We start from the raw sequence: 23,417 nt of genomic DNA, 5'->3' as shown, positions 1-23,417 counted from the left end.
GACAGATGACCCTGAAATCGCTTGCCATTTCCGCGCTGGTGGCGCTGTCCGCGCTGGGCGTGCAACCCGCAATCGCGCAAGACGGCCCGCTGCGGCTCACGATCACCGACGGGGTGATCGAACCGCTTCCCTTTGCCGTGCCCACCTTCACCGCCGAAACGCCGGGGGCCGAGCAGTTGGCACAGGATATCAGCCGCCTCGTGGCGGAGGATCTGACCGGCACCGGACTTTTCCGCGAGATCCCCGCCAGCGCCTACATCAGCCAGTTGGGCCCCTTCGGGACGCCCCCGGCCTATCCCGACTGGCGCGCGATCAACGCCCAGGCGGTGATTGCCGGTGCCGTCAGCGTGCAGGGCGACCAGATCGCCGTGAAGTTCCGGCTCTACGACATCTTCACCGGGGCCGAGCTGGGGCAGGGGCTGCAGTTCGCCGGCACCGCGCAAGGCTGGCGCCGCATGGCCCACAAGGTGGCCGATGCCGCCTACGCACGGATCACCGGCGAAACGGGCTATTTCGACAGTCGCGTCGTCTTCGTCAGCGAAGCAGGTCCGAAGGATGCCCGCCAGAAGCGCCTCGCGATCATGGATTACGACGGCGCGAACGTGCAGTTCCTCACGGACAGTTCCTCGCTGGTTTTGGCGCCGCGGTTCTCGCCCAACGGCGACCGGGTGCTCTACACCAGCTACGAATCGGGCTTTCCGCGGATCAACATCCTCGACGTAGGCAGCGTGAACCGCCGTGAAGTGCAGACCGCCCCCGGAGAGATGGCCTTCTCGCCGCGCTTCTCGCCCGACGGCAGCCGGGTGATCTACTCCATCGCGAACGGCGGCAACACCGACCTCTACATGGGGGACATCGCCAGCGGGGGATCGACGCGGTTGACCAGCGCCCCCTCGATCGAGACCGCGCCCAGCTTCTCGCCGGATGGCAGCCGGATCGTCTTCGAAAGCGACCGTTCCGGCGGCAGCCAGCTTTACATCATGCCGGCTTCCGGTGGCGAGCCGCAGCGCATCAGCTTCGGCGAGGGTCGCTACGGCACACCGGTCTGGTCGCCGCGTGGGGACCTCGTCGCGTTCACCAAGCAGAACGCGGGCCGGTTCCACATCGGCGTGATGCGCACCGACGGATCGGAAGAACGCCTGTTGACCTCCAGCTTCCTCGACGAGGGGCCGACTTGGTCGCCCAACGGGCGGGTGCTGATGTTCACGCGGGAATCGCAAGGTGCCGACGGCACCAGCCAGCTTTACTCGGTCGATATCTCGGGTCGGAACCTGAAGGCCGTGCCGCTGCAGGGCGGCGCCTCGGATCCGGCCTGGGGCCCCTTGCAACCCTGATACACAACCTGCGCGGCCCGTGCTAGGGTCGCGCCAAAAGAGCGGTTCATGAAGGAATCTAAGATGCAGACGATGAAGATGGCGGCCCTGGCGGCCCTCGTTCTGGCCTCCACTGCCTGCACCCGGCCCGACCGGCTGGGCGGCATGGATCCGCTGGGTGCGAATGGCGCGAATGCGGGCATCGGTGCCGGGGCCGGTGCCGCCGTGGGGGCCGCGAACCCCAACAGCCCGCAGTACTTCCAGGAAACCATCGGCGACCGGGTACTCTTCGCGGTCGATACCAGCACCCTGACACCCGAAGGGATCGCCACGCTGGACGGCCAGGCCCGCTGGTTGCAGACCAACACCGACTACCTGGCGATCATCGAAGGCCATGCCGACGAACAGGGCACGCGCGAGTACAACCTCGCCCTCGGCGCGCGCCGGGCCAACGCGGTGCGCGAATACCTGCTCTCGCGCGGGATCGCCTCCTCGCGTCTGCGGACGGTCAGCTACGGCAAGGAGCGCCCGATCGAGGTCTGCTCGAACGAGGCGTGCTATGCCAAGAACCGCCGGGCCGTGACCGTGATCTCGGTCGGATCGCTGAGCTGATGCGCGCGCTCGCCGTGATCCTGGCGCTGGCCGCGGGGCCGGCGCTGGCGCAGGACTCGAACCTGGCGGACATCCGGCAGGAACTGGCCAACCTCTATGGCAGCATCGACGGCCTGCGCAGCGAGCTGACCGCCTCGGGCACCCTGACCGAAGGCGTGGCGGGTGCGACCCCGCTCGATCGGTTGAATGCCATCGAGGCGGAGCTGCAGCGCCTGACGTCCCGCACCGAAGAGCTGGAGTTCCGACTGAGCCGCGTCGTCGCGGACGGCACGAACCGGATCGGCGATCTGGAATTCCGCCTGTGCGAGCTGGAAACGGGATGCGACATATCCAACCTGGGCGAAACCCCCACGCTTGGCGGGTCCGGCGCCCCGACGATGCCGGCACCCGCGCCCGCGGCCCCGTCCGCCACCCCTGACCTCGCCCTGGCCGAGGAGCAGGATTACCAGGCCGCGATCGCCGCCCTGGACGCGGGCGACTTCCAGACCGCCGCGGACCTGCTGCAGGCTTTCGCCACGACCTATCCCGGCTCTCCGGTCGAAGTGCAGGCCAACCTGGCACTGGGACAGGCGCTGTCGGGGCTGGGGCGCGATTCCGACGCGGCGCGGGCCTATCTCGCCAGTTTCTCCGCGGCCCCCGAAGGCGATGTCGCGCCCGAAGCGCTTTTCCATCTGGGTAGCGCTCTGGCGGAAGTGGGGCAGGTGCCGGACGGCTGTGTCACGCTGGCCGAGGTGGGGCTGCGTTTCCCGTCCTCTCCCTTCGTGGGCGAAGCCCAGGACCGCCGCTCCGAACTGGGATGTCCCTGACCCCGCTACCGCAGCGCTTTGCGCAAGCGATGGGGGCAACCCTAGGCCCCGGGTTCCCCTCGAGGCTGGGATTGGCGGTGTCCGGCGGGGGGGACAGCATGGCCATGCTGCACCTTTGCGCGAATTGGGCGCGGGTCTACGGGGTCGGACTGGCGGTCGTCACGGTGGATCACGGGCTGCGGCCCGAAAGTGCTGCGGAGGCGCAACTGGTCGCCGACGAGGCCGCGGGCCTGGGCCTGCCGCACGAGACCTTGCACTGGACTTGGGACCGGACCGGAAACCTGCAGGACGCCGCCCGTCGAGGCCGTCGCGCGTTGATCGGGACCTGGGCGCAAGGGCGAACCGTGCTGATGGGTCATACCCGCGACGACCAGGCGGAAACCCTGCTCATGCGCTTGGCCCGTGGGTCCGGTGTTGACGGACTGGCGGCGATGTCGCCGCTTGCATCGATCGAGGACTGGCGGATCCTGAGGCCCCTGCTGGACGTGGGTCGCGCCGAATTGCGGCACTATCTTAAAGTTTTGAACATTCCTTTCGCGGATGATCCCTCGAACGAGGATCCGGCCTATGCGCGGGTACGCATGCGCCGATTGATCGGCCAGGAAGGATTGGAGAGCGAGAAGTTGGCAGCCACGACCCACGCCATGGCCCGTGCCCGCGAAGCCCTTGGGGCCCGGGCCCTGCAGGTCGCCCGCGGTCTGTTGCGCGATACGATCCAAGGGTGCGTCGCACTGGACCGCGACGGGCTATCGGCGGTGGAGGAGGAAACCAGGCTGAGGATCCTTGCCGGGGCGATCGGCACCGTATCGGGCCAAGTCTATCGTCCCCGGTTGAGCGCGCTGACGGACCTTGTCGACCGCGTCCTTTCCGGCGGGACGGCGACGCTGCAAGGCGTGATCGTCGTGCCGAAAGGCGATACCGTCTTCCTGTCACGCGAATGGCAGGCCGTCTGCGATCGTGCCGTTTCGGCGGATCTGCGCTGGGATGGCCGCTGGCGCGTGGAGGGTCCCATCGACCCCGGCCTGACCCTTCGCGCGCTGGGGGAGGCGGGATTGACCCATCTTGGGCCGCGGCCCGACGACGCACCGCCACGTGCGTGTCTCGCCGGTTTGCCCTCCATCTGGGAGGGCGAACGCCTGCTGGCCTGTCCTGCCTTGCAATTCGGGCCGCCTTTCCATCTCAAAGATCGATTGGGCGGAAGTTTTCCCCAAGACTTGCTTGTGCATTGAAGACGGCACGGAAATCTCTATCTACGAGGGAACCCTGGCCCGAACCACCGGGCCGATCTTCCGACGTCAAGGAGCCTAACATTGGGCAACGCACGTAATATCGTCTTCTGGGTCGTCCTCTTCCTGCTGGTGCTGACGCTGTTCAACCTGTTCAGCGGTCCGACGGCGGGCGTGGGAAATACCAAGAGTTACTCGGAATTCGTCAGCGCCGTCGAAAACGACGGGGTCGCCAGCGTGACACTCGACGGAGAGCAGGTCCGCTATCGCGGCACGGACGGCCAGGATTACGTCACCATCATGCCCGCTGACGCGGAAGTGACCAACCTGCTCATCAGCGAAGATATTCCCGTCACGGCGCAAAGCCAGGAGCAATCGGGGCTGACGTCTTTCCTGATCGGTTTGCTGCCCTTCGTGCTGCTGATCGGCGTCTGGATCTATTTCATGAACCGTATGCAGGGCGGCGGTAAGGGTGGTGCCATGGGCTTCGGCAAATCGAAGGCGAAGCTGCTGACCGAAAAGCACGGTCGCGTCACCTTCGACGAGGTCGCCGGCATCGACGAGGCAAAGGACGAGCTGGAGGAAATCGTCGAATTCCTGCGCAACCCGCAGAAGTTCAGCCGCCTCGGCGGAAAGATCCCCAAGGGCGCGTTGCTCGTCGGCCCTCCGGGCACCGGTAAGACGCTTCTGGCGCGCGCCATCGCGGGCGAGGCGGGCGTGCCCTTCTTCACCATCTCGGGCTCCGATTTCGTCGAAATGTTCGTGGGTGTCGGCGCGTCCCGCGTGCGCGACATGTTCGAGCAAGCCAAGAAGAACGCGCCATGCATCGTCTTCATCGACGAGATCGACGCCGTGGGTCGGTCGCGTGGCGCAGGCTACGGCGGCGGCAACGACGAGCGCGAGCAGACGCTGAACCAGCTTCTGGTCGAAATGGACGGTTTCGAGGCCAATGAGGGCATCATCATCATCGCCGCGACCAACCGCCCCGATGTGCTCGACCCCGCGCTGCTGCGCCCGGGCCGGTTCGACCGTCAGGTGCAGGTGCCCAACCCGGACATTAAGGGCCGTGAGAAGATCCTTGGCGTTCACGCCCGCAAGGTGCCGCTCGGTCCGGATGTCGACCTGCGCATCATCGCCCGCGGAACGCCCGGATTCTCCGGCGCTGACTTGGCGAATTTGGTGAACGAATCCGCCCTCATGGCGGCCCGCGTCGGCCGGCGCTTCGTGACCATGACCGATTTCGAGAATGCGAAGGACAAGGTCATGATGGGCTCCGAGCGGCGCTCGATGGTCATGACCGAGGACGAGAAGAAGCTGACCGCCTACCACGAGGCCGGTCATGCCATCGTCGGCCTGAACGTCCCGCAACACGATCCGATCCACAAGGCCACGATCATCCCGCGCGGGCGTGCGCTGGGGCTGGTCCTCAGCCTGCCGGAGCGCGACCAGTTGAGCGTGAGCTGGACGAAGTACACCTCCAAGATCGCCATGGCGATGGGGGGCCGCGTGGCCGAGGAGTTGATCTTCGGCAAGGACAACGTGACCTCGGGCGCGGCCTCGGACATCCAGCAGGTCTCGAAGATCGCCCGCGCTATGGTCACGCAGTTCGGCTATGCCGAGGAGCTGGGCTTCGTTGACTACGCCAACGAGCAGAACAGCTATCTTGGCAACTACGGCGGGGGAACGAACCATTCTGCCGACACCCAGAAGGTCATCGACGACAAGGTGAAGGAGATCATCGACACCGGCTACCAGACCGCGAAGCGGATCCTGACCGAGAAGAAGGATGATCTGGAACGGCTCGCGCAGGGCTTGCTGGAATACGAAACGCTGACCGGCAACGAGATCACGCGCGTGATCGCGGGCGAGACATTGAACCGTGGCGACGATGCGGATGATCTTCCGCCCTCGGGCGGGAACATGATCCCCTCGGTGCCGAAGACCAAGAAACCGTCGTCCGACGGTGGCTTGGAACCAGAACCCTCCACCTGATCGGACAAAACCCCCTGCCGGAAACGGCAGGGGGTTTCTTCATCGAAAGGCAAGATCATGGCGGCCTTGGAGAAAACCAGGCACCAAGCGCAGATCACCTGGCTGGGGCGCGTTCCGCATCGCGAACGTCAGGAGATCGTGGGCGAGCCGCTGGAGGAGATGCCGCTCACCTTCGCCGGGTTCGAGGCAGAGGTCCATGCCGGCCTGACACGGCCGTCCTGCTCTCGGGTGCTGGGGCAGCATCCGCGCGGCACGGAAATACGGAACGTCCGCCAGATCTCGATCGTCAGCGCGGAAGAACTGGCGCAGATCGCCGCTGCTCTCGATCTCGAGACGGTGGATCCCGCCTGGCTCGGTGCGTCGGTGGTCGTCGAGGGGATTGCCGATTTCAGTCATCTGCCGCCATCCGCGCGTCTGCAGGGGCCGGACGGGGTGACGCTGGTGGTCGATATGCTGAACGCGCCTTGCACCTTGGTCGCGAAGACCATCGAGGAGGCCCGCCCGGGGCACGGGAAAGGGTTCAAGGCGGCGGCGAAAGCGCGGCGCGGTGTAACCGCTTGGGTGGAACGTCCAGGTACATTGCGCCGGGGCGAGACGGTGACGCTTCATGTCCCCACCCAGAGGGCCTGGGCGCCCTGATCACTGGCATTTTCCTATCAGATGTTCCCCCGCACGCCGTGCTGCGATCGGTGAGGCGATCCATCGCAGGATCGATGCGCGCAACCTGGGCTGCATCGAAGTCCTCGCGCGGCAAGGTGACATCGGTCTAGCGGTTTATGCCGTCGAAGCGGGCATTCCCTCGCGACATGTCGTCTTCGTAGCTTTCTGCGCGGTTCATGCACGCGTCACGGCTGACGCCGCCGCCGTCGCTGAGGCGTTTTTCGATCTGTGCGGACGGTTCCTTCGTCGTCTTCTCGCACCGGCTCCGCGGATACACCGGATTGGGTGCAAAGCCTCGGATCGGTCCAGTCCTCACGGTCGTTGCTGGTGATCGGGACATCCTCATGAGCGGTCGGGCTGCCTGCGAACAGCGCGGAAGAGCTACAGCATTGGGTTTTTACGCCACGGGCCGATTTTCGGGATCGGAACGTCGCAAATCGCGGGAAAACGCGAATGGGCGAACCTAGGGTTGCGCCGAGGAAGCCTTCGCGGATCGAAGGTTTGTCCTGCCGGTGGTTCGGCGCTATTGCCCCTCTGTGGGCCATGGCGCCCCGCCCATCGTCCCATACGAAAGGTGTCCAGATGACGGCGACAGTAATCGACGGAAAGGCCTTCGCGGCGAACGTGCGCGAGAAGGTCGCGACCCACGTCACCCGCCTGAAGGACGAACACGGTATCACGCCGGGGCTGGCCGTTGTCCTCGTGGGCGAGGATCCCGCAAGCCAGGTCTACGTGAAATCGAAGGGCAAGATGACGAAAGCGGTCGGCATGCTGTCGCTGGAACACCGCCTGGATGCGGACGCCGCCGAGGAAGAGGTGCTGACCCTCGTCGCCGACCTGAACGCCAATCCGGAGGTTCACGGTATCCTGGTTCAACTGCCCTTGCCCAAGCATATGGACGAAGCGAAGGTTTTGGCGGCGATCGACCCGGAAAAGGACGTCGATGGATTTCACATTTCGAACGTCGGCCTTCTGGGCACTGGCCAGAAAGCGATGGTGCCCTGCACGCCTCTCGGTTGCCTGATGATGCTGCGCGCTCACCACGGGTCCTTGTCGGGATTGGATGCGGTGGTGATCGGCCGGTCGAACATCGTCGGCAAGCCGATGGCGCAGCTTCTGCTGGGCGATAGCTGCACCGTGACCATCGCGCATTCGCGAACCAAGGACCTCGCCGATGTCGTGCGCCGTGCCGATATCGTGGTGGCCGCCGTCGGTCGTCCGAAGATGGTGACGGGGGACTGGATCAAACCCGGCGCGACGGTGATCGACGTGGGAATCAACCGCACCGAGGACGGGCTTGTCGGGGACGTGGACTACGCGAGCGCGTCGAAGGTGGCGGGCGCGATCACGCCGGTGCCGGGCGGGGTCGGTCCGATGACCATCGCATGCTTGCTCGCTAACACGGTCACGGCCTGTTGCCGCGCGAACGGCCTGACCGAGCCCGAAGGCCTGACGGTCTGACCGGTACGCAGATCGCCTTGCGCCCCGTGAGGATGGCGCAAGGTTTCGGCCCGAAAAGCCGCGCGATGACCGGGTCGGTCGCGTGCAACCCGCCAGTGTATGCGCCATAGGCGGGAAGGATCAGTCGGCTTTCGTCGAACATGAAGCAAGGTCTGGCCGCGCCCGCGCCGGGTATCCCATGCTTGGGATGATAGTGACCCGAGATATCCGGCCCCGCCCCGGCGATGTGGCGAAAGGTTAGCACGAGGGCTGAATATTCGCCCAGGTGGCTTCCCGCAAATTCGACGGGGCCCGGATCGTGGTTCCCCACGATCCAGATCCAGTCGCGGCCCGCCTGCAAGGTCGCGATGGTTTCCGCGTCCTTGTCCGAAATCGACAAGGCGGCATTCAAATCGTCGAAACTGTCTCCGAGGCAGACGACGGTGGCCGGATCAGTCCGCGCCACGTCCGCCGAGAGTCGCGCGAGGGTTTCCGCGGTCTCATAGGGTGGCAGCATCTGGCCCGAACGGCGTGCGACGCGGTCGGATTTGCACAGATGCAGGTCAGAAACACACAGAAGGCGGCGTGCGGGCCACCACAATGCGCCGGAGGGGAGAGCGGAGAGTCGTTGATTGCAAAAGGTGAAGTCGTAGGCGTTCATGCTCCGTTCCTGCGCCCGAATTGATCCGTTTGCAAGGCTCAGAGGTCGGCGATTCCGGCATCCTGCATGAGGCGTGCCGCCGTCTCTTCCATGAGGCGTTCGCGGCCTGCCCCGGCGACGGGGATTCGTCCCGCCTCCAGCAGCAAGGGGGCCGCAAGCGGAGTCGGCCTGGTCAGGGTGACGTGATCGACGCGGCCCGCGGTACGGGTCAGCAACTCCTCGATCCGGCCGAAATCGACAAGACCGCGCAGGGCTTCTTCCCGGGTGATCTGAAGCATCAGGTGGTCGGGGTCATATTTCGACAAGGTGTCATACAGGATGTCGGACGAAAATGTCGCCTGGCGCCCGGACTTGCGTGCCTGCGGCAAGTTGCGCTGGATCAGCCCCGCGATGGTGGCGCTTGCGCGGAAGGTCCGCTTCATGACCGCGTTGCCCGCAAGCCAGTCGGCGAAACCGTCGCGCATCGCGGCTTCGTCGAAAAGCGGCGCGGGATCGGGCACGGGTTGCAGCCCCCAAACCAGCGTCGCGTAGTCGGTCGAGACGAACCCCAAGGGGTCGAGCCCCTCTTCCTCCATCCGCTTCGTCAGCAGCAGACCCAGCGTCTGCTGCGCGTTGCGGCCCGCGAAACCGTAGAAACAGGTATGCGCGCGCCCATCGTGGGGAAAGCTCTCGACCAGGATGCGGTCGGCCTGTGGCATGTGGCTTATCTCGCGCTGCAGGTGCAGCCATTCGGCGGTATGGGCCGGAAGTTCCGGCCAGCGATCCTGCTGGAACATGCGCAGAATGCGTTGCGACAGCTGCGTGGACGTCGCGAACTTCGTGCCCGCGAAGGTCGCGATCTTCGGCGGCTTGTCGGCCCGGCGCGTGACCTCGACGCTGACCTCGCGCAGGCCTTCGTAGCGCACGATCTCTCCACCGATGAGGAAGGTGTCGCCTTGCGTCAACTGGGCGGCGAAGCCTTCCTCGATCTCGCCCAGCGGTTTGTAGGCCCCTTTGAGACGCACTTTCAGCGTATCGGTGTCCTGGATCGTCCCGATGTTCATGCGGATGTCGCGGCTGGCGCGGGGATCGCGCAATTGCCAGAGACCGTCCCGCGAAAGAAGGCGCTTCCAACGATCGTAGGCCTGCAGCGCGTAGCCACCCGTGGCGCAGAACTCCAGGCAATCGTCGAATTCGGCCCGGGTGAGGTCGGCGTAGGCCCCGACGGTGCGGACCTCGGCATACAGGGCGTCCGCGTCGAACGGCCCGGCGCAGGCGCGGATCAGGATGTGCTGGCACAGCACATCGCGCGGGCCGGGCCCCTTGGGATCACCGTCAAGGTCGTTTTCCCGCGCGGCTTCCAGTGCGGCCACGCATTCGACCACCTCGAAGCGATTGGCGGGAACCAGAAGCGCCTTCGAGGGCGCGTTGTAGCGGTGGTTGGCGCGGCCGATGCGCTGGATCAGGCGTTTGACGTTCTTGGGCGCGCCGATCTGGATCACGAGGTCCACGTCGCCCCAGTCGATGCCGAGATCGAGCGAGCCGGTGCAGACGATCGCACGCAGATCCCCGCGCACCATCGCCGCCTCGACCTTCATGCGCTGGTCGCGGTCGAGACTGCCGTGGTGGATACCGATGGGCAGATCGGTATCGTTGGCGAGCCAGAGGTTGTGAAAGAAGATCTCGGCCTGCGCGCGGGTGTTGTGAAAGATCAGCGTGGTCTTGTGCTGCTTGACCTGTTCCAGGACCGCCGGGATCGAATATCGCGCATTACCGCCCGCCCAGGGGGGGCGCTCGTCGGTCACAAGCATCGAGATGTCGGCGGCCGGACCGGGATCGGCGTAGAGGATCTCGCACGGGTCGGGGTGACAGGCCAGGCCCCGGGCGATGGCACCGGGATCCTCGACGGTGGCCGAAAGGCCCACGCGCCGCAGGTCGGGACAGAGCGCCTGCAGACGCGACAGGGCGAGCATCAACTGATCGCCGCGTTTGCTTTCCGCAAGCGCGTGGATTTCGTCCACCACGATGCGCTGCAGGCCCGCGAAGATGCGCGGCGCGTCCTCGTAGGACGTCAGCAAGGCCAGGCTCTCGGGGGTCGTCAGAAGGATGTGCGGCGGGTCGGCCCGCTGGCGCTTCTTCGCCGTGGCACTGGTGTCGCCGGTGCGGTCCTCGACCCGGATCGGCAGGCCCATCTCCTCGATCGGGGTGCCGAGGTTGCGCTTGATATCGGCGGCCAGCGCCTTGAGCGGCGAGACGTAGAGCGTATGCAGACCTGCGTGGCCCCCATCGGCCAATTCGGCCAGGGTTGGCAGGAAACCGGCCAGCGTCTTGCCGCCACCGGTGGGGGCGATCAGCAGCAGGGCAGGGGCATCGGCGCGGTCCAGCATCGCCTGCTGGTGCGGGTGGACCGACCAGCCGCGCTGCGCGAACCAGTCGTGAAAGAGCGGGGGCAGGTCCATGCCCCCGAAGTGGGCCGCGCGGGGGCCGGCGTCAAGTCAGCGGGTGATCTCCTCTTCCTTGACGAACATGTTGGCCCAGGCCCGGTCCATCAGTTCCGGCGTCATCTGGTAGGGCAGCCCCTCGAAATCGCAGATCGCGATCATCTGGTCGATGAGGAACACCGGCTGGTAGTTGGCGTAGACGTTGTCGATCTGCGGGTAGAGATCCTTGAGAAGATGCACGAGCGTCCTCTCGTCGAGGGGCATGTTCTTCTTGCGGGCGACCAGGCTGAAGATCTTGATGAAATCCTCCTGACTGGGCCCGTCGATCTTGATCTTGAAGAAGATCCGCCGCAACGCGGCCTGGTCGAAGATCGCGTTGGGGTGGAAGTTGGTCGAGAAGATCACCAGCGTGTCGAAGGGGACCTCGAACTTCTCTCCGGATTGAAGCGCGAGGATGTCCTTGTTTTCCTCCAGCGGAACGATCCAGCGGTTCACCAGGCTCTGCGGTGGTTCCGCCTGCCGGCCGAGGTCGTCGACGATGAAGACCCCGCCGGAGGATTTCAGTTGCAGCGGGGCCTGATAGGTCCGCGCGGTGGGATTGTAGACAAGGTCCAGCATGTCGAGCGACAGCTCGCCGCCGGTGATGACGGTGGGACGTTCGCAACGGACGTAGCGGGTGTCGAACATGCCCGTGGTGCGGCGCAGCGAATTCGGGTCCTGCACCTCGGCCTCGGCCTGGGAATGGACGATCGGGTCGTAGACCGTGATGACCTGGCCCGAGTATTCGATCGCGCGCGGCACGTAGATCTTGTCGCCCAGCGCGTCGCGGATCCCGTTCGAGATCGAGGATTTTCCGTTGCCGGGGGGCCCGTACATCAGCACCGACCGGCCGGAGCTGACGGCGGGGCCAAGGCTTCCGATCAGCGCGGGCGGCAGGATCAGATCGCCCATCGCCTCTTCGAGCCGGGCGCGCGAGACCTGGATGTTGCGGATCGACTGGCGCTTGATCTGCGCGCTGTAGACATCCAGCGGGACCGGCATGGCGCCGAAGTATTCCGATTGCTTGAGCGCATCCGCCGCCCGCGCGCGGCCGGCTTCCGTCAGCTGATACCCCATCTCGTTGCCGGCGGTGGCCGACAGCGTGCCGGTCGCCTCCAGCAAAAGCTGGCCGCGGGCCATGTCGATCAGCTCTTGCGTGACGTTGATCGGCAGGCAGATCTGCCCCGCGATGTCAGAGGCCTGCGTGGCGCTCATGCGGAACATGGTCTTGATCAGTATGTCGCGCATCATCGGCAGCGGCAGCTGCATCTCGGCCAAGGATTTCGGGCGCGGCGGTGCCACGACGCCGCTGGCTTGCATGTTCATGGGCAGACCTTCGATACCTGTTGCGGGGACAGTATCGCGCCACTTTAAGGCCGAATGATGGACAAATCGGCGCCGGCAGGCGGCATCAGCCCAATGCGGCCAGTCCGAGGTAGATCAGCAGCGTCAGCGCCAGCGGCAGCCCCAAGGGGAACTTGCGGCCGGAGTCCCAGCTGGCCCAGTGTGGCACGCGGCGGCGCAGGGGGGTAGCGCGCAGGATGCGGTGCACCGCAAAGCCCAGCAACATGCACACCCCCAGAAGCATCAACACGCGGCCCGCGTCGGCGGCGGCCACCATGGGGGCCGCGGCGGCCATGAATTTCGCGTCGCCCGCACCAAGACCCCCCACCACGTTCAGCGCGATGCCGCCGATGAGTACCAGCACGAGGTGGAGGTAGCGCCACAGGTAGGCGTCCAGCGGCAGGGCGAGTAGTCCCAAGACCGCATAGCCTGCCAGAAGGGTCAGCACGGCCTTGTTGGGTATCTTCATGGTGGACAGATCAGCGTAGGCCGCCCAAAGCGAGACCGGGACGGCAGGCAGAAGGAACCACCACGCGGCCAGGGGGTCGAGCGCGAACACCCGCCTAGACCTCGAGTGCGCGCAGCGCGCGGGAGGCTTCCTCGAAGTGGCGGGGATGCGTCTCGATCGCCTCCGTCAGGAGGGTCTTGCCGATGCTCACGTCGCTTTGCTTGATCGCCGTGAGCGCCAGCGTGTAGAGAAGCTGCGCCCGTTCGGTCTGGTCCATCGGAACGACCGGCAGGGTATATTGCCGCTGCGCGCCGCGCGCCATCACGAGGTTGTTCTTGGCGGTGAACAGGCTGCTGTCCTGGCGCAGGGCGTCGGTGAACAGACGCTCGGCGCCGCGGTAATCGCCTCGGGTGAGCTTTGAGAACCCCCAGTTGTTCATCACGCCCGCGGGGGTGGTCGTCAATCCCGCCGCCGTCTCGTAGAAGGCGTCGGCCTTGTCCCATTGCTGTCGGCTGTCGGCGATCATCGCCTCGAGCTTGTAGCGGTTGAAGGTTTCATGCGTCGGCGGAATGGCCGCCAGCGTCATGGCCGCCGTGTCCCAGTCGTTCGCACGGATCTGCGCATCGGCCAGTTCCACGAGGTCGTCGTTGTTGGACGCGGTGTGCCGCGTCACGCGGGTCCAGGCCGTCACTCCTTCGGTCGCGCGTCCCGCGCGCACCAACGAGGCGGCAAGCCCGCGTTGCAGATCGATCCGGCCGGGATCGGAGCTGAGCGCCTTGGTGAAGTAGTTCACCGCCTCCTCGGGCGCGGCGACGGTCATCATCACGTCGTTGAGGTTCGTTTCCTCGGCGATGTTCATGTCCTGAAGCGCGCGCTGAACCTCGGCGTCGCCATCCCGCGCACAGGCCGACAGGAGAAGAACCCCCGAAAGGGCGATCAGGATCGGGTGGCGCATGGAATGCGTCCTTTTCTGCGACTGCCTCAAAGCGGGTCCACGGTTTCGCCCGCGCCCATGACGACCAGATCGAGCTGGTCCTGTTGGTCATCAACAAAGAGCGCGTCGTCGCGTTTGGCAAGCGCGAGCGCCAGGTTCGCCCGGATCCGGTCCGAATTTCCGTTGTCCGTGGCAAATGCGCGACGGAACACCTCTGCTGCCTCGCCGTACTCGCGCCGCTCCATCAAAAGCACGCCGAGGTTGTTCCAGGCGGGGGAAAACCCGGGATCTTCGCGCACGGCGCGGCGTAACAGTTCTTCGGCCTGGCCGAGCCGTCCCAGCCGCAGGTTGGCCGAACCAAGCGCCGAGAGCGTATCGACGTTCAGGCCTTGCTGGGCGGCGGCGCGGGTATAGGCGCGCAAGGCCAGTTCGTAGTTGCCCGAGGCCATCAGCCGGTGGCCGGTTTCCAGCCCATCGGTTGTCGCCTCGCCCGCGATGCCGGGGGCGAAGACGCCATCCGTTTCGAATGAGGGCGGCCCGCAAGCCGCCAGAAGCAGGGCGAACCAAAGGACCGATCGTCCGCGCGTCATCCGTGCCTCGCCTTGTCGTTCAGCCGCCGTTCATCATGCCCAGCATGCCATGAACCGACGGTCCGATCAAAATGAGAAGCAGCGGCGGAACGGTCAACATCATCGTGGCGACGGTCATCTTCGTAGGCAGCTTGTTGGCCTTTTCTTCAGCTTTCAGCACGCGCTTTTCGCGCATCTCCGCAGCATAGACCCGCAGCGCATCGGCGATCGAGGTGCCGAATTGCGCGCTTTGGATCATCACGGTCGTGAAGCTCGTGATGTCGGTGGTGCCGCAGCGTTCGGCCATGTCGCGCAGGACGAATTCGCGCTCCTTGCCGGCCTTCATCTCCTGGCTGACGATCTCGTATTCCTCGGCGAGGTCCGGAAAACCGGATTTCAGCTCGCTGGCGACGCGGCGGATCGACTGGTCGAGCGACTGGCCCGCCTCGACGCAGACCAGCATCAGATCGAGGCTGTCGGGAAAGCCGTCCTCGATGTTCTGGATCCGGGTGGCCTGGCGACGGGTGACCCAGTATTTCGGCAACAGGTAGCCCGCCCCGCCGGGGATCAGGATCTTCATCGCGATCGACTGGGTCGTGGACGCGGGCGTCCCCATTTCGGGCAACGCGTAGATGAAGCCCAGGATCAGCCCGACGATCCCCAGTGCGAACTGCGCGAAGTGGTAGTTCCGAACGGCGTTCTTGCTCTTGTAGCCCGCCTGCAGAAGCTTGAGCTTGATGGCGCTGTATTCCTGCGCGTCCTGCGGTTCCAGGAAGTTGGCGTATTTCTCCAGCTGGTCCTTCTTCTTGGCTTCCCGCAGCCTCTGGGCTTTGGGGGTGGCCTCGACCTTCGTCGGGGCCGCCCTGAGCTTGTCCAGCGGGTCGGGCTTGCGATGCAGGAGCACGGGGATCGCACAAAGGATCAGAACGAACCCCAATGCGCCGACGAGCAGGACAGGGCCGAACGGGCCGAGCAGTTGAACGAGGGTGTCATTGAAGGCTTGCATGGCGGTGCGTCCTAGACCTTGATGTTGACGAGCTGGCGCATCACAAAAAGGTTCACGCTCAGGAAGGCCGCGACGACCAGGGCTGCGGGCACGAAGATCGGCTCGTTCATGACTTCGTCGTAATAGCCGGGCTGGACAAGGTTGATCAGCACCAATGCGCCCAGCGGGAAAGCCGACAACAGGTTGCCCGACATCTTGGCCTCGGACGTGATCGCCTTGACCTGCCGGAACAGTCGGAACCGGGCACGGATGACCTTGGCAAGGCCCGCCAGGACCTCGGCCAGGTTACCGCCGGAGGTCTGCTGGATCGTCACCGCCACTGCGAGGAACCGCATGTCCTGGCTGTCCAGCCGCTCTGCCATCGCTTTCAGGCATTCGCCGATGTCGCGACCGTAGGCGGCCTCGTCCGAGATGACGCCCATCTCCGATCCCAGGGGGTCGGGAATTTCCCGCGCGACGATCGCCACGGCGGAGGAGAACGGATGTCCCACCCGCAGCGACCGGACCATCAGCTCGACGGCCTCGGGAAGTTGTTCCTCCATCTTGGCCATGCGTTTCTTGGCCTTGCCGTTGACCCACATGAAGACGCCGCCGACGCCCATCGCGATGCCCAGGGCGATGCGGGTGCCCAGGGCCACTTCGGTCATGACGGTCATGGCAGCGAAGGCCATCGCGCTGACGCCCGCCATCAGCATGATCAGCTGCGGTGGGGAAAAGGCGATGTTGGCCTTCTGCGCGCGCTGGGCAAGGATCGCGTAGAGCGGGATCCGCTGGGAGGAGATATGCTGCGTCATCTCCTTGCGGAGCTGCTCGAGCACTTCCTCGCGGTTGCCGCCCTTCTCCAGCAGTTGCAGGCGACGGTTGACCTTGCCGTGCATCGTGATCGATTTGCCGAAGAGCACCAGGTAGGCGCCCTGGACGACCGCGAGGACCGCCCCGAAGATGATCGCGTAGATGAAGAATTCGGTGGGGAAGGTCATCGGCTCACTCCGGCGCGACCGGATCGAAGATCGAAGGCGGCAGATTGTATCCCCAAAGCTTGAACCGCTCCGAGAAGTGGCTGCGGACGCCGGTCCCGGTGAAATGACCGATGATCTTGTTGTCGGGCGTCAGCCCCACGCGCTGGTAGCGAAACACCTCCTGCATCGAGATGACGTCGCCTTCCATGCCCGTGATCTCGGTGATCGAGGTCATCCGGCGCGACCCGTCCTGCAGGCGCGACGCCTGCACCAGCAGGTTCACGGCGGAAGAGATCTGGCTGCGCATCGCCTTGATCGGCATCTCGATGCCGGCCATGGCGATCATGTTCTCCAGACGGCTGACGCCATCGCGGGCGCTGTTGGCGTGAATTGTGGTCATCGACCCGTCGTGGCCGGTGTTCATGGCCTGCAGCATGTCGATGACCTCCTCGCCGCGGGTCTCGCCCACGATGATCCGGTCGGGGCGCATCCGCAGCGCGTTCTTCAGGCAGTCGCGCTGGCTGACGCCGCCGCGGCCTTCGACGTTGGGCGGGCGGCTTTCCATGCGGCCCACGTGGGTCTGTTGCAATTGAAGCTCCGCGGTATCCTCGATGGTCAGGATCCGTTCCGAATCGTCGATGAAGGACGACAGCGCGTTCAGTGTCGTGGTCTTGCCCGAACCGGTCCCGCCCGAGACGATCACGTTCAGACGCGTGGCGACGGCGGCTTCCAGGTAGAGGGCCATGTCCTCCGAGAAGGCGCCGAAGTTCACCAGGTCACGGATGCCCAGCTTGTCCTTCTTGAACTTCCGGATCGACACCAGGCTGCCGTCAACCGCGATTGGCGGGACCATCGCATTGAAGCGCGATCCATCGGCGAGGCGGGCGTCGACGTATGGATTCGATTCGTCCACCCGGCGTCCCACGGCAGAGACGATCTTGTCGATGATCCGCAGAAGGTGCCGTTCGTCCTTGAACGAGATGTCGGTCAGCTCCAACCTGCCATCGCGCTCGACGAAGATCTGCTGCGGTCCGTTGACCAGGATATCGTTGACCGTGTCGTCCTTGAGCAGGGTTTCGAGTGGACCGAGTCCCGTCACCTCGAAGAACAGGTCCTGGCTGAGCGTGGCCCGTTCGTCGCGGTTCAGCACGACGCCCATCTCGTCGAGGGACTCGCTTGCGATGGCGTTGATCTCGGCGCGCAGATCGCTCTCGGAGGCGGTCTCGAGGGCGGCGAGGTTGAGACTGTCGAGCAGCGCCTTGTGCAGCTCGAGCTTGATCTCGCCCATCTTCTGCTTGCGCTTCTTCTCGCGGTCGCCGGGCGCGACCTCGCCCGGGCGGGTGGCTTTTGCGGCCGGCTTCGCCGCGGGCTTGGGCGGAACCGCGACGGGCGGACGGGCGGCGGCGTCCTGTGCGTCGACCGGGGCTTGCTGCGCGGATGCGGGCACGGCTTTCTGGGGAGCGGTCTTCTTGTACTTCGAGAACATCGTCTACCTCGTTCAGCCCGACACGGAGGTGTCGGCGTAGTTGACCTGATGGATGGAGCCCGCGAGCTTCTCGATCTCGCGGCGAAGCGGATTCTTGCGCGCGCTGACCGCCAGCGGTGTTCCATAATCGCAGGCCTGCGGAACCTGCTTGCCGCCTTGCGGCATCATCAGTTCGACCGAGATCCCCAGCGATTCCGCCAATCGCTTGATTCGGGCCTTGCCGGTCAGATCGGTCAGGCCCGGGGCGCGGTTCATCGCGAAGCGCAGCTTTTCGAAGGGCAAGTCCTCGGACTGCAGCGTCCGCTTGAGCCGAAGGATGTTCTGCGCGCAGCGCATGTCCATCTCGAGCAGGGCGAAATAGACATGCGCGGTCTCGAGGACGGTTTGCGACCATTCGACCATGACGGAGGGCATGTCGATCACGACGTAATCGAAGTTCGTCCGCGCGATCTCCAGGATGGCTGCGACCTCGTCGGGGCCGATCAGGTCGAGCGGGATCATGTCCGACGGCGCGGTCAGGACATTCAGACGGCCATCGTAGGTGCTGAGTGCCTGCATGAACGACGTGGCGTCCATGTTGGCCACGTCGGAAAGCAGTTCGAACACCGCTTCCCTGCGCGGCAGGTCGAGGTAAGTCGACGTCGTGCCGAATTGCAGGTCGAGGTCGATCAGGCAGACGCGGGGCTGATCGCCCTTCTTGTTCACGTTGGCCAGTTCCCACGCAAGATTGACGGCGAAGGTCGTGCACCCGGTGCCGCCTGCCATGCCATGGGCCGCGATCAACACACCCTCGCGCTGTCCATTCGGCGCGGACGCGCGCGGTGTTTCGGGGTTTATGTCCCCGCCGTCCGCTTCGGGCTCGGGGGTCATCACCCGCTCGATGGCTTCGGCCAGGGCGTTCTCCGGAAGAGGGTAGGGGACGAACTCGTCGCCGCCTTCGCGCAACAGCCGATGCAGGATCGCAGGGCCCAGATCTTCGGCGATGAGGATGACCTTGATCCCCGCGGCCTTCGCCTTGGCGATCACGCCCACGACATCGTCGATGCTGCTTTCGTCCTCGTGGGTCAGGGCGATCGCGATGAATTCCATGGTCGCGGCATCGGGCTGGACCATGAAGGTCGCGGCATCGGCGAAACCAAGGTCGCCCCAGCGTTCGCCCAGGGCGGCCTCCATGTCCTCGATCAGGAAATCGAAATGCTGGATGTCCCGGCTGACGGTACAGGCCACGAGAGCCGGGGACGCGAGCGGTGTTATGGCAATACTATTCATGCAACCAGTCGTCCTAACCTCAACAGCCGTGGCCGGGGGTCAGGAAGGTCGATGAAGTCCTTCCGCCGTCCGGTCCCACGAGTTCCCGATTCTCGGGATGCTTGTTCGTTGGGCCAGAATTGTCAGGCAATATGGGCAGGAATGGGTCAAATTCGTCGTCATTGTGCGTTGATTGGCGACGATGGGGGCCCGTCACATGCTTGTGATACCCAGAGCGGCCCCCATCACTCCCCGATGGTGGATTGGCTTTCGGGGATTTCCGACGGCGGCACCGCGCTGACGATGTATTCACGGAAGACGACTTGCGCATACTTTCCGTTCAGCGGCGTAGGACGGCCCCCGTCGCCGACGAAGCCGGACACTTCCGTTACCGTGCGGCGATTGGCCCGCTCCGGCGCCTGCGTGGCGACCACCGGGCGCGTTTCTCCAAAAGAGACGAGCGCGCGAAGACGGCTGCGGTCGACCCCGAGGGCCACGAGATAAGCGACCGCGGCTTGCGCGCGGGCGCGCCCCAGTGCCTCGTTGGATGCATTGGATCCCACGAGGTCGGTATGTCCATAGACCGAGAAGCGCACCTCCGGAAATTGCCGGATCCAATCGGCCTGCCGTTGCAACGTGGCCTGCGCCTGCGGCGACAAGGCGCTGGAGTTGAAGGCGAAGTTGATGGTCGACTCGACCTCGCGCGCGAACCGCAAAGCAAGCACGTCGGTCGCCGACCCGCCGCGGCCCATCATCGCCGCCTGGTTCATCGCCGTCGCACTGCCGAAGCCGCTGGCATCCAGTTCGGACGCCACGGGCCGGTCGAACCGGCCGTCGGCCGCACATCCCGCCAAGGTCGCGACACAAAGCACCAGCATCGTCTTCATGGTCATCGCACGCTTCCTCATCAATCCATCACGTAGCCGTAGGACCCGGAGAAGTCTTGGCGCGCGACCTCTCCGGCACCTCCGCCCGAAGGTGCGTTGGACGCAGCGACGCGCCCGAAGAGGAACAGGTCCCGCTCGGTCGGCGGCTGCACCCGGTCGGTCGGCAGAGCCAGCGCCTCGCCCCGGGTCGGCGTGACGAGGTGCGGGGTCACGATGATGACCAGTTCGGTCTGACGGCGGCTGTATTCGGTCGAGCGGAAAAGCGCACCCAGCACCGGAATGTCGCCGAGCCAGGGCACTTGGCCGTTGAGATCGGTGAAGTCGTCCGACAGCAGGCCCGCGATGGCGAAACTTTCACCATCGCGCATCTCGACGGTGGTCGAGGTCTCGCGCCGGCGGAAGGCGTCCACAGTAAATCCGTTGGCCGTGAACCCGTTGCTGGGGTCGATGGAAGAGACGGCTGCCAGGAGTTCGAGGTTGATGATATCCTGGTCCACCACGCGTGGGGTGAAATTCAACTCTACCCCGAACGGCTTGAAATCGATCGAGATCTGGCCGCCTTCCTGCGCCACGGGAACGGGGTATTCGCCGCCCGCGAGGAAGGTGGCTTCCTGCCCTGACAGGGCGGTCAGGTTCGGCTCTGCCAGGGTGCGGACGACGCCGCGACTTTCCAGCGCTTCGAGCAGGATCCCGACCTCGAGCCCGCCGGCGTTGAAGCCGAAGAGGAATGCGCCGTTGGCGTCCGAGCTGGCGGGCGTGTTTCCGGAGAACGTGTTGGCGACCGCACCCGATCCGACGAGATTGCCTGTCCCGCCGGTCACGCCCAGATCGCCGCTGAATCCGGTGCCCTGCGCCGCGATGGAAGAGGCGAGCGACTTGCTGACCGAGCGCTGCATCTCGGCAAAGCGCACCTTCAGCATGACCTGCTGGGTGCCGCCGACGCTCATCAGGTTCGAGACGCGTTCCGGCGCGTAGCGTTCGGCCAGTTCCAGCGCCCGGTCCAGCCGCGCAATGGAGCTGACCGTGCCCGACAGCACGATGCCGTTGTTGGCTGTGCGCACCTCGATATGTTCGCCCGGCAGGATCTGCTGAAGCCGTTCCTTGAACTCCGCGATATCGGGCGTGACCTGCACCTCGACGTTGCTGATCAGCCGCCCGTCGACGCCGAGGATGGTCATGGTGGTCCGGCCCGGCTCCTTGCCGAGCAGGTAGATCGACCGATCGGACAGCGACAGGATATCGGCGATGCCGGGGTTCGCGATCGACAGTTCGGTGAAGGGTTCGTCGCTTTCGACCACGATCGCCCGGTTCATCGGAACCGCCAACGGGGCCGTCGCGGCCCCACGCACGACGCGCAGTCCCTGGGCCTGCGCCACGGAGGGCACGGACGATACGGCAAGCGCGACACTTGCGACAACGGCCTTGAGGGTCGTCTTGTAGCTCATCGTGACCTGCCTCTCGGATCACTGGTAGCGGAAGTTATTTTCCGTCTTTGGGACAGGTATGACCGGCAGGTTTGAAATTTGCAAGAATCAACGACTTGTCGGTGGGAGTTGATGTCGAAAACTTGCAACAGAGCCAAAATTTTGTCGGGCTGGGGATGGCGACGGCTTTGATTCCAAGGCCGTCGCCAAAGTCCGATCCTCACTGCGTCCCAAGCAGGAAAGCGCGCCCGAGACGCTTGCGCGTTTAGTTGGAGCAGGCAATCTCGGTCTGCACCGCCTGGGTGCCGCGCCGCACTGTGGTATAGCAACGCTCCGGCGCGGCAGGTTCAGGGGCGGGCGCTTCGACCACCGGCGCTTCCGCCACTTCGACCGGGGGCTCCGGCAGGAAGATCGCCTGTTCGCCGGCCGGAACGGGGTCGACATTGGAATCGCGTCCGACCAGTGCCAGGCTCAAGCCACCCTCCGACTTGACCTGCGCAAGGCGAGCGACGTCGTCGGGGCTGACCTGAACAGTCACCGTGCTGGGGACCTGCGTGGTGGCGAGGTTCCGGTCCGTGCTTTGATCGACCGCGATCAGCGGGATCGAACTGCCGATGAGATAGGTTTGATCGCCACCACCGCGCCCAGACACCGATCCGGTCCAGTAGACATCGACAAAATCGCCGGGACGCAGAAAACCCGAGACCCCGGTCGAGACATCGACCCGGAACGTGAAGGCGCGCATGCGCGGATCGAGCTGCTGCGCGATCGTGGCGATCTCTCCCGGGGCGGTCACGTCGCTGAGCAGGATGACCTCGTTCGGCTCGACCGGGCGGATCATGCTGCGGGTGATGTTCTCTCCCTCCGGGAAGAGGTCTTCCATGGTGGCAAAGGCACCCTCCGGCAGAAACTCCTTGGTGTGCACGACGGTAGTGACGTCTTCGGGGCGAAGGCTGTCACCGAAGGTCATGGGGTTTGCTGCGGCAATGACCTCGACGACCTCGACCACCTGAGCGGCGCGCTCGCGCTCGATCTGCAACTGGGCCTGCTGCGCGCTCATGTAGTCCTTCACCATGAAGACGGCAAAACCCGCCATTCCGATACCAAGGATCAGGACCAGTCCGAAGATAGTTCGCATCGAATTACCTCTTTAATTAGGACGCGCCCAGGAAGGGCCGGGCGCGATGACGTGCCGCACGGCAATGGTGGTCTGACCGCCATGCCCCACGGACTTCATTCTAAGCTGCCAGGGGTTGATGGTCTCACGATGGCGGAACTATGGCGGTTCTGACATGTCCGGCAGAGTATCTGCCTTACGCTGCTTATGGCTTGGACCAGCGGGCGGCGCTGATTTCGCTCTGATGCGAGGAATCTGTTGGACCGAAAAATTCCGCCTATCGCTCTGACGTGGGACATGTGCCCCACCCCTGTTGAGCGAGATGATCTATCTAGTTGGACAAATCTGACCGGGACGCGCTGCTCAACTCGTTCGAGATGTCGGCGGCGACCGTATCGACACCGGGGGCGAAACTGGTCCCTATGATCGCGCCGAGGAGCACGAAAGCTATGGTCAGGATGACCCAGTCGAAAGTCAGAGCGCAATTTTCATTGGTGACAAATTTTTCAATGAAATTCTTCATGAGGAATGGTCGCTCGGAAATTGAAGGCGATCTTCGAGGAAACCGAGGAGGCGGGCCGTTGGGCCCGCTTCCGAAATGACGGGGAAATGGCTCTCTTATTAGGGAGTGGTCTCCGTGGAGTCGCTGCCGGCACCCGAGATTTGAGTCCCGATCTCGGTGGTTTTAGTGGTGATCGACGACGACAGGGAGGTGCCCACGGCCAGACCCAGGACCACGATGCCGGCGGTCAGCACGACCCAGTCCACGGTCACGGCGCCGTCTTCGTCGGTCAGGAAGTTCTTGATGAAGTTCGTCATTTGGTAT

At 64.8% G+C, this 23,417-nt stretch carries 22 protein-coding genes; 7 read left to right on the top strand and 15 right to left on the bottom strand.

What is annotated here, in order from left to right; all coding sequences use genetic code 11:
* Nucleotides 1–5 precede the first annotated feature (5 nt).
* The 7 genes from tolB (at nucleotide 6) to folD (ending at nucleotide 8,070) form a co-directional block, all read left to right on the top strand.
* A complete protein-coding gene (gene tolB, locus EU805_RS15355; protein ID WP_129764864.1) occupies nucleotides 6–1,334 on the top strand; it encodes a Tol-Pal system beta propeller repeat protein TolB in 1,329 nt (442 codons plus the stop codon).
* 63 nt (nucleotides 1,335–1,397) lie between these two features.
* Nucleotides 1,398–1,925, top strand: a complete 528-nt coding sequence (gene pal, locus EU805_RS15350; RefSeq protein ID WP_129764863.1) for a peptidoglycan-associated lipoprotein Pal — start codon at nucleotides 1,398–1,400, stop codon at nucleotides 1,923–1,925.
* The gene (locus tag EU805_RS15345) at nucleotides 1,925–2,731 is read left to right on the top strand and encodes a tetratricopeptide repeat protein (RefSeq protein ID WP_129764862.1); all 807 of its coding nucleotides are present in this window, start codon (nucleotides 1,925–1,927) and stop codon (nucleotides 2,729–2,731) included. Before pal ends, EU805_RS15345 begins: the two co-directional genes overlap by 1 nt.
* A complete protein-coding gene (gene tilS / locus EU805_RS15340) occupies nucleotides 2,722–3,960 on the top strand; it encodes a tRNA lysidine(34) synthetase TilS (RefSeq protein ID WP_129764861.1) in 1,239 nt (412 codons plus the stop codon). The genes EU805_RS15345 and tilS overlap by 10 nt, the downstream gene beginning before the upstream one ends.
* A gap of 81 nt (nucleotides 3,961–4,041) precedes the next feature.
* Entirely contained in the window at nucleotides 4,042–5,949 is a 1,908-nt protein-coding gene (gene ftsH, locus EU805_RS15335) for an ATP-dependent zinc metalloprotease FtsH (protein WP_129764860.1), read from the top strand.
* A 57-nt stretch (nucleotides 5,950–6,006) separates the two neighbouring features.
* Nucleotides 6,007–6,588, top strand: coding sequence for an MOSC domain-containing protein (locus EU805_RS15330; protein ID WP_129764859.1), 582 nt, complete (start codon nucleotides 6,007–6,009; stop codon nucleotides 6,586–6,588).
* A gap of 603 nt (nucleotides 6,589–7,191) precedes the next feature.
* Complete coding sequence (gene folD, locus EU805_RS15325) at nucleotides 7,192–8,070, top strand: bifunctional methylenetetrahydrofolate dehydrogenase/methenyltetrahydrofolate cyclohydrolase FolD (RefSeq protein WP_129764858.1); 879 nt, start codon at nucleotides 7,192–7,194, stop codon at nucleotides 8,068–8,070.
* Here the strand turns inward: folD and pdeM are convergent.
* The 15 genes from pdeM to EU805_RS15250 all read right to left on the bottom strand — a co-directional run bounded on the left by pdeM (nucleotide 8,015) and on the right by EU805_RS15250 (nucleotide 23,410).
* Nucleotides 8,015–8,710, bottom strand: a complete 696-nt coding sequence (gene pdeM, locus EU805_RS15320; RefSeq protein ID WP_129764857.1) for a ligase-associated DNA damage response endonuclease PdeM — start codon at nucleotides 8,708–8,710, stop codon at nucleotides 8,015–8,017. The two genes, folD and pdeM, sit on opposite strands and share 56 nt — an antisense overlap.
* A 38-nt stretch (nucleotides 8,711–8,748) precedes the next feature.
* The gene (locus EU805_RS15315; protein WP_129764856.1) at nucleotides 8,749–11,148 is read right to left on the bottom strand and encodes a ligase-associated DNA damage response DEXH box helicase; all 2,400 of its coding nucleotides are present in this window, start codon (nucleotides 11,146–11,148) and stop codon (nucleotides 8,749–8,751) included.
* A 36-nt stretch (nucleotides 11,149–11,184) separates the two neighbouring features.
* On the bottom strand, nucleotides 11,185–12,495 hold the full coding sequence (locus tag EU805_RS15310; protein ID WP_129764855.1) for an ATPase: 1,311 nt from the start codon (nucleotides 12,493–12,495) through the stop codon (nucleotides 11,185–11,187).
* 85 nt (nucleotides 12,496–12,580) lie between these two features.
* A complete protein-coding gene (locus EU805_RS15305) occupies nucleotides 12,581–13,072 on the bottom strand; it encodes a prepilin peptidase (protein WP_242494195.1) in 492 nt (163 codons plus the stop codon).
* A 4-nt stretch (nucleotides 13,073–13,076) separates the two neighbouring features.
* On the bottom strand, nucleotides 13,077–13,916 hold the full coding sequence (locus tag EU805_RS15300; RefSeq protein ID WP_129764854.1) for a lipopolysaccharide assembly protein LapB: 840 nt from the start codon (nucleotides 13,914–13,916) through the stop codon (nucleotides 13,077–13,079).
* A 26-nt stretch (nucleotides 13,917–13,942) separates the two neighbouring features.
* On the bottom strand, nucleotides 13,943–14,485 hold the full coding sequence (locus EU805_RS15295) for a tetratricopeptide repeat protein (RefSeq protein ID WP_129764853.1): 543 nt from the start codon (nucleotides 14,483–14,485) through the stop codon (nucleotides 13,943–13,945).
* Between the two features lie 19 nt (nucleotides 14,486–14,504).
* Nucleotides 14,505–15,470 carry a type II secretion system F family protein gene (locus EU805_RS15290; protein WP_129764852.1) on the bottom strand — a complete coding sequence of 322 codons (966 nt, stop codon included), beginning with the start codon at nucleotides 15,468–15,470 and terminating at the stop codon, nucleotides 14,505–14,507.
* Nucleotides 15,471–15,481: 11 nt separating this feature from the next.
* Nucleotides 15,482–16,450, bottom strand: a complete 969-nt coding sequence (locus tag EU805_RS15285; RefSeq protein ID WP_129764851.1) for a type II secretion system F family protein — start codon at nucleotides 16,448–16,450, stop codon at nucleotides 15,482–15,484.
* A 4-nt stretch (nucleotides 16,451–16,454) separates the two neighbouring features.
* A complete protein-coding gene (locus tag EU805_RS15280) occupies nucleotides 16,455–17,915 on the bottom strand; it encodes a CpaF family protein (RefSeq protein WP_129764850.1) in 1,461 nt (486 codons plus the stop codon).
* A gap of 12 nt (nucleotides 17,916–17,927) precedes the next feature.
* A complete protein-coding gene (locus tag EU805_RS15275; protein WP_129764849.1) occupies nucleotides 17,928–19,184 on the bottom strand; it encodes an AAA family ATPase in 1,257 nt (418 codons plus the stop codon).
* A 224-nt stretch (nucleotides 19,185–19,408) separates the two neighbouring features.
* Nucleotides 19,409–20,056 carry an OmpA family protein gene (locus EU805_RS15270; RefSeq protein WP_165351982.1) on the bottom strand — a complete coding sequence of 216 codons (648 nt, stop codon included), beginning with the start codon at nucleotides 20,054–20,056 and terminating at the stop codon, nucleotides 19,409–19,411.
* A 14-nt stretch (nucleotides 20,057–20,070) separates the two neighbouring features.
* Nucleotides 20,071–21,495, bottom strand: coding sequence for a type II and III secretion system protein family protein (locus EU805_RS15265; RefSeq protein ID WP_129764848.1), 1,425 nt, complete (start codon nucleotides 21,493–21,495; stop codon nucleotides 20,071–20,073).
* Between the two features lie 244 nt (nucleotides 21,496–21,739).
* On the bottom strand, nucleotides 21,740–22,612 hold the full coding sequence (cpaB, locus tag EU805_RS15260) for a Flp pilus assembly protein CpaB (protein ID WP_129764847.1): 873 nt from the start codon (nucleotides 22,610–22,612) through the stop codon (nucleotides 21,740–21,742).
* Between the two features lie 310 nt (nucleotides 22,613–22,922).
* Nucleotides 22,923–23,114, bottom strand: coding sequence for a hypothetical protein (locus tag EU805_RS15255; RefSeq protein ID WP_129764846.1), 192 nt, complete (start codon nucleotides 23,112–23,114; stop codon nucleotides 22,923–22,925).
* Nucleotides 23,115–23,212: 98 nt separating this feature from the next.
* Entirely contained in the window at nucleotides 23,213–23,410 is a 198-nt protein-coding gene (locus EU805_RS15250) for a hypothetical protein (protein ID WP_129764845.1), read from the bottom strand.
* Nucleotides 23,411–23,417 lie beyond the last annotated feature (7 nt).

The sequence above is a fragment of the Salipiger sp. IMCC34102 genome (assembly GCF_004145405.1).
GTDB lineage: Bacteria > Pseudomonadota > Alphaproteobacteria > Rhodobacterales > Rhodobacteraceae > Loktanella.
This window is presented reverse-complemented; position numbering and strand designations above follow the sequence as displayed.

Excerpts from the sequence above, each read along its gene's own strand:
- pdeM (WP_129764857.1), bottom strand. The coding sequence starts at position 8,710 with ATGAACGCCTACGACTTCACCTTTTGCAATCAACGACTCTCCGCTCTC.
- EU805_RS15330 (WP_129764859.1), top strand. The coding sequence starts at position 6,007 with ATGGCGGCCTTGGAGAAAACCAGGCACCAAGCGCAGATCACCTGGCTG.
- tolB (WP_129764864.1), top strand. The coding sequence starts at position 6 with ATGACCCTGAAATCGCTTGCCATTTCCGCGCTGGTGGCGCTGTCCGCG.
- EU805_RS15250 (WP_129764845.1), bottom strand. The coding sequence starts at position 23,410 with ATGACGAACTTCATCAAGAACTTCCTGACCGACGAAGACGGCGCCGTG.
- EU805_RS15280 (WP_129764850.1), bottom strand. The coding sequence starts at position 17,915 with ATGTTCTCGAAGTACAAGAAGACCGCTCCCCAGAAAGCCGTGCCCGCA.
- EU805_RS15295 (WP_129764853.1), bottom strand. The coding sequence starts at position 14,485 with ATGACGCGCGGACGATCGGTCCTTTGGTTCGCCCTGCTTCTGGCGGCT.
- EU805_RS15270 (WP_165351982.1), bottom strand. The coding sequence starts at position 20,056 with ATGACCATGAAGACGATGCTGGTGCTTTGTGTCGCGACCTTGGCGGGA.
- pal (WP_129764863.1), top strand. The coding sequence starts at position 1,398 with ATGCAGACGATGAAGATGGCGGCCCTGGCGGCCCTCGTTCTGGCCTCC.
- tilS (WP_129764861.1), top strand. The coding sequence starts at position 2,722 with ATGTCCCTGACCCCGCTACCGCAGCGCTTTGCGCAAGCGATGGGGGCA.
- EU805_RS15310 (WP_129764855.1), bottom strand. The coding sequence starts at position 12,495 with ATGAACATGCAAGCCAGCGGCGTCGTGGCACCGCCGCGCCCGAAATCC.
- EU805_RS15300 (WP_129764854.1), bottom strand. The coding sequence starts at position 13,916 with ATGCGCCACCCGATCCTGATCGCCCTTTCGGGGGTTCTTCTCCTGTCG.
- EU805_RS15345 (WP_129764862.1), top strand. The coding sequence starts at position 1,925 with ATGCGCGCGCTCGCCGTGATCCTGGCGCTGGCCGCGGGGCCGGCGCTG.
- EU805_RS15290 (WP_129764852.1), bottom strand. The coding sequence starts at position 15,470 with ATGCAAGCCTTCAATGACACCCTCGTTCAACTGCTCGGCCCGTTCGGC.
- cpaB (WP_129764847.1), bottom strand. The coding sequence starts at position 22,612 with ATGCGAACTATCTTCGGACTGGTCCTGATCCTTGGTATCGGAATGGCG.
- EU805_RS15255 (WP_129764846.1), bottom strand. The coding sequence starts at position 23,114 with ATGAAGAATTTCATTGAAAAATTTGTCACCAATGAAAATTGCGCTCTG.
- EU805_RS15315 (WP_129764856.1), bottom strand. The coding sequence starts at position 11,148 with ATGGACCTGCCCCCGCTCTTTCACGACTGGTTCGCGCAGCGCGGCTGG.
- folD (WP_129764858.1), top strand. The coding sequence starts at position 7,192 with ATGACGGCGACAGTAATCGACGGAAAGGCCTTCGCGGCGAACGTGCGC.
- EU805_RS15265 (WP_129764848.1), bottom strand. The coding sequence starts at position 21,495 with ATGAGCTACAAGACGACCCTCAAGGCCGTTGTCGCAAGTGTCGCGCTT.
- EU805_RS15285 (WP_129764851.1), bottom strand. The coding sequence starts at position 16,450 with ATGACCTTCCCCACCGAATTCTTCATCTACGCGATCATCTTCGGGGCG.
- EU805_RS15275 (WP_129764849.1), bottom strand. The coding sequence starts at position 19,184 with ATGAATAGTATTGCCATAACACCGCTCGCGTCCCCGGCTCTCGTGGCC.